The 4831-nt window shown below is 52.5% G+C and carries 4 protein-coding genes and 1 pseudogene; all 5 read right to left on the bottom strand.

All coding sequences use genetic code 11. The features are described 5' to 3' along the window. Positions 1-217 precede the first annotated feature (217 nt). Positions 218-553, bottom strand: a complete 336-nt coding sequence (locus DXB00_RS16005) for a hypothetical protein (RefSeq protein WP_118729560.1) — start codon at positions 551-553, stop codon at positions 218-220. Positions 554-603: 50 nt separating this feature from the next. Beyond that, positions 604-1043, bottom strand: a pseudogene (locus DXB00_RS18040) (Gx transporter family protein). 87 nt (positions 1044-1130) lie between these two features. After that, positions 1131-1502 (bottom strand): NusG domain II-containing protein, encoded by a 372-nt coding sequence (locus tag DXB00_RS15995; RefSeq protein ID WP_118729559.1) that lies wholly within the window; start codon positions 1500-1502, stop codon positions 1131-1133. Beyond that, positions 1492-2541, bottom strand: a complete 1050-nt coding sequence (locus DXB00_RS15990; protein WP_158578319.1) for an FAD:protein FMN transferase — start codon at positions 2539-2541, stop codon at positions 1492-1494. The genes DXB00_RS15995 and DXB00_RS15990 overlap by 11 nt, the downstream gene beginning before the upstream one ends. Positions 2542-2759: 218 nt before the next feature. Next, positions 2760-3935, bottom strand: coding sequence for a tyrosine-type recombinase/integrase (locus DXB00_RS15985; RefSeq protein ID WP_118729557.1), 1176 nt, complete (start codon positions 3933-3935; stop codon positions 2760-2762). Positions 3936-4831: the final 896 nt, after the last annotated feature.

Below are 4831 nucleotides of genomic sequence, written 5' to 3'. Positions count from 1 at the left end.
CGTCGACAGACGGCGAATCCCCCCTGCTGAGGTTCAGCGAAAAAACTGCCGCCCGTTAGGGGTGAACCGCTGCGCGGTTCAAGTACCCCGCTCAGCCGGTGCTGAAAAACTCCCGCCCGGACAGGGCGAACCCGCTGACGCAACTCGTGTGCCCCAGTGAGTCGGTGCAGAAGAAACAAAGAAAAACGGCACAGCTTACGCCATGCCGTTTCTGTTTTTACGGATTCTCCGCCGGAGCATTCGTACCGTTCGCCGTATTCGGCTGCTTCGCCGCGTTATTGTTATCTCCGGTCACGGCGTCTGCGCCGTCGCGGATGGCGTTGCCTGCCTCATCCATCGCGTCTCCGACGGCGTTGCCTGCATCGTCCACGCCGTTGCGAACATCATCACCGACGGTATTCGTGTTGGTGTCGTGCCGCTCATCAACAGTGTTGTTATCCACCGCGTTGTTGGTGCCATTGCCGTTGTCTTTGCCGTTATCCTTGCTGTTGCTGCCGCAGCCGCAGACGAACAGCATCGTCAGCGCCGCCAGCAGGGCGATCAGCTTTTTCATAGCAGTCCCTCCTAATCTGTTTCCGTTAGTATGAGGCTGCTTTTTCAAATTTATGCACCGAAATCAATTTTTTTAAGGTGATGTAATACGACCGAGCAGGTCAGTCCTGTCACCAGTCCGAGCGGCACACTCATCACGAGCAGGAACGGCAAATATGCGATCACAGCCCAGTTTTTCAGCCAGATCACAGCCGCTGCCATCTGCCCGATATTATGCGCCGCGGCGCCGCCCACGCTCACGCCGAACAGCGAGCAGAATCTGCCTCGGCTTTGAGTAGGATCCCCATCACGATGAGCGACAGCAGACCGCCGAACAGCGAGAACAGGAACGCCGACACGCTGCCCATCAGCAGCGAGGAAATGGCAACACGCGTTACCACGATGGCGAATGCGTCTCTCGCGCTCAGCCGCGTGAGCGCAAACAGCGTCACCACGTTCGCCAGTCCTAATTTGACGCCGGGCACGGGCACGATGGCATCCAGCGGGAACATGCGCTCGACGAGCGAGAGCACGACAGCCACCGCTGCCAGCATGCCGCAGAGTGTCAATCGTTTTGCATTTTTCATGTGCTGCACCCCTTACGATACCACAGCGTCAATGCCGCTGTCATTCACGCCGACCAGCTTGAGCACCACGCGGTGCGGCAGACAGACCGCCGCCTGTCCGGCATGGGTAAGTATACCGGTTCGCACGCACACCTGATCCCGACAGTCCGCGTCCGCTATTTTCGCCGTTTTGCCCGAGAGCACAATGGTGTTGCCGTCCAGTTTGATCGTGCGGTCGGTCGCATCGGTCAGCTGCACCCGCTCGATGAGCGTATCGTTCTGCCAGACCTCGGCGTACAGCTTGTCACCGGAGCTGTGGAACGCCAGCGCTGCCGCCAGTGCGCCTGCCATCACCAGAACCACGCCAATGATAACGAAATCACCGAATTTCAGCTTATTCCGCATAGTTGTATCCTTTTTTCTCGCCGAGGAACTCAAACGCGTAGTCCCCTGTCTTGGATGTGGTGTACACCTGCTTGTCCGAGGTAATGAACACCGCTGCAATCTTGTTTTCCTCGCAGAATTTCATGCCCTTATCCAGACCCATGACGAACAGCGCCGTTGTCAGCGCATCCGCCTTGGTCGAGCACGAGTCGATGACCGTCACGCCGCGCAGGCCGCTGTCCGCCGGATACCCTGTTGCGGGGTCAAAAATGTGGTGGTAGCGTTTGCCGTCCTGCTCAAAAAAGCGCTCGTAATCGCCCGAGGTAACAACCGAGCCGTCACGCAGCGACACCACCGCAATCGAGTCCGTGTTGTCATCCGGATCGGCAATGCCGATGTTCCAGTTGTCCGTGCCGCTGTCTGCGGTTTTGCCGCCGTACATCTCGACATTGCCGCTCAGCCGCGCCAGAACGTGCCACTGATCCGAGGTGTCGCTCTCCACCATTTCGTGCACGATGTCGCCTGCGTAGCCCTTGCCGATACCGCCCAGATCGACCTGTGCGCCGTTCAGCAGCTGCACCTGATTGCTGCCGAGCAGCTTGACGTTCTGATAGCCGACATGCGTCAGCGCTTCATCAATCTCGCTCTGCGCGGGCACACGCGCGTTGTCCGTGCCGATGCCCCAGAGGTCGGTCAGCGGCGCCATCGTCGGGTCAAACGTACCGTTTGTCATCTCGGCGTACTCGAGTGCTTTCTCAAGCGCGGTGTATGTGTCATCGCTCACCTCGGTCGGCTGACCGTTCGCGTGATTCAGCTTGTAGAGATCGCCCGCCTGCTGCGTGCGCGAGAGCGCCGCGTCCAGCTGGTTGACGCGCTGCTCGATCTTAATCGCCATGTCCTCTGCCGCGCTTTCGCTCTTTTCGCTCGACACATCGACCGACATATAGGTGTCCATCGCAAAAAAGTCCTCGGTGGTAGTGTAAAGCTGTGCACTGCTGCCGCTTGAGCCGCAGCCGGACAGCGCAAGCAGCAGCATCGCCGCTGCAAGATAGCGTTTCATAGCATTGCTCCTTATATATACGAAATCATTATACATTATAGCCTATCTGCATACAACACGCAAGTAGCATAGAAAACAAAAAACAGCACCGAACCGTCGGCTGTCGGCGAAACTACAGTTTTCTTAACACTTTCCGAAATATCCACAGTATATCTACCGATTTCAACCTTTTGATTTGGTCGTGACACCAAAATGAAACCAAACGGATTTTAGATTTTTCAAATGGCTTCAAGAAGCTCTACTGCTGCAGCTTCTGCGGATTCCAACACATGAATATAGGTGTTATAAGTAACAGATATATTCGCGTGTCCGAGCCACTTGCTTACTACGGTAATCGGAATACCGGCGTTAAGTGCCTGTGTAGCAAAGGTGTGACGAAGCTGGTGAAGTGTGAACGGCTTGTCGATACCGGCATACGCCAATACGCGACGCAGAACACGGCGAAGCTGGTCGCTGCTCAGTGTTGTACCCTTGCGCGTTACCGCAACGGAATCGCTGACAATATCCATTTCACGATAGACAGCTTTCAGACTGTTCAAAGCGGCAATCGCTTTTGTGTTCAACGGCACAATGCGGTTGCCGCTTGCCGTTTTGGTACACTTAATCCGTGCTTTCTTATGCTTGATACGCACGCCGTCCTTGTCGCGGTCGTAGACCATCGACAGATTTTTGTTCACCGTAACAATTCTGCTTTCAAAATCAATGTCAGACCATTTGAGTGCTAAAAACTCACCGCACCGCAAACCGGTATGCACCAGAAAGACCAATGCGTGTGCCTGCATGATACAGGGTCTACCATTTTTATTTTTCATTTCTGCAATCCGTTCGACTGCCCGCACTTCGTCGCTTTCCAGCGCAACAATTTCGCGTTCCGGTTTAAAGGTCGCTTTCTTCGGCATCTTGACATTGTGCATAGGATTCCGTGAGAGATCGCCCTCAGAATGAGCATAAGAAAAAATTTCGGAAAGAATGATATAAATGATTTTGACAACAGTGAGCGAAAGCGTCTGACTCTTTTCAACAAGCAGTTTTTGCAACTGCTCACTGTGAATAGACGCAAGCTGCATTTTGCCAAACGCAGGCTTAATATGCGTCAAATAAGCACTTTCGTATTTGTCGAAGCTGCTGTCCTCAACCGAGTGCAGCTTGAAAGTGTATAACCACTGGTCGGCGTAATCACCGAACCGCCTGCTTGTGCTTTTGACAAGACCTTTTGCAGCGTCCTTTTTGAGTTCGCGCAGCTTGCGCTTTGCTTCGGATTCGCTCTTAGCGTACACAACACACGGTTTGAGCATATTCACGCTCTTATACTTTGCTACCCAGCGGCCGTCTTTTCGCTGGTATATACTGCCCTCTCCATACTTTCTTTTTGGTTTCTGTATTGCTGTAATCATCGTTTACTCCTTGTGTTTGTAACGGTGATGGCACAGCCAACAACGCTATTATTATATCATATCAATCATAAGATTGTAAGCGACATATTTACACTCCATTCTGCCGCAGGTAGCATTCTGCGCTCGTATTCTTACACTTGCCGATTGACTTACGACACCTCTCACCCGAATCTTATTCCGCCGGTGGGGAGTATCCTTTTCCGCTGTTCTCGCCACGCCGGTAGCTGACCGGCTGTTTTATCGAAGCGGCTTGTCGGTTGCCCGACACGGAAAATTCGTTACAGATGGAGCTTTATTCAGTTGTCAAAGTCCAATTAACCTCCTGCTTTTTGCTATTCGGCCTGTCTGTGCATTGCGTTACTATGCATATTTGCTGACAAGCCATGTATCACCGAAACCAAAATTAAAGAAAGCTAAGATAAGTATGGAGTTTAGGCTTTCATCTTTGATTGGGATTCTATCATACCGTATATACGAAACAAAGTCAATCGGGGCAGGAATTGTTCACATTTGATTCATAATTAAACTTTGGTACACAGAAAAGTTGCAAAAATGCAATATTCTTGTCCTCGTAACACTTTGCAATCGAACATTTGTTGCATAGTCCTAAATCGGCAGTTTCGGCAAAGCAAAAGTGGTCAAATAATTGACCACTTTCCGTAAAAATATTTTGGTTTTCCCGACAATTCGGACAAATAAATTCCGAAACGCACCTGTACAGAACAGATGTACAGCGGCGCGTTAAGGGGGAGAGGAACGAAATCCGCGCCGCCCGCGTCTTTCCTCTCCCCTGCTGCGGTTGATGGATAACTCCCTTGCGGCAGTTACCCACAGCCGCAGCACCCCCTCACCATTCTCGCGGCGGCGAGCGCAGAGAGAAATCTTTTGAAGTCTAT

It is taken from the genome of Butyricicoccus sp. OF10-2, assembly GCF_003481925.1.
GTDB lineage: Bacteria > Bacillota > Clostridia > Oscillospirales > Butyricicoccaceae > Agathobaculum > Agathobaculum butyriciproducens.
Note: the sequence above shows the minus strand (reverse complement) of the source record. Positions and strands in the feature narration are given on the sequence as shown.

Coding starts and splice junctions, on each gene's coding strand:
- DXB00_RS16005 (WP_118729560.1), bottom strand. CDS start 553: ATGAAAAAGCTGATCGCCCTGCTGGCGGCGCTGACGATGCTGTTCGTC.
- DXB00_RS15995 (WP_118729559.1), bottom strand. CDS start 1,502: ATGCGGAATAAGCTGAAATTCGGTGATTTCGTTATCATTGGCGTGGTT.
- DXB00_RS15990 (WP_158578319.1), bottom strand. CDS start 2,541: ATGAAACGCTATCTTGCAGCGGCGATGCTGCTGCTTGCGCTGTCCGGC.
- DXB00_RS15985 (WP_118729557.1), bottom strand. CDS start 3,935: ATGATTACAGCAATACAGAAACCAAAAAGAAAGTATGGAGAGGGCAGT.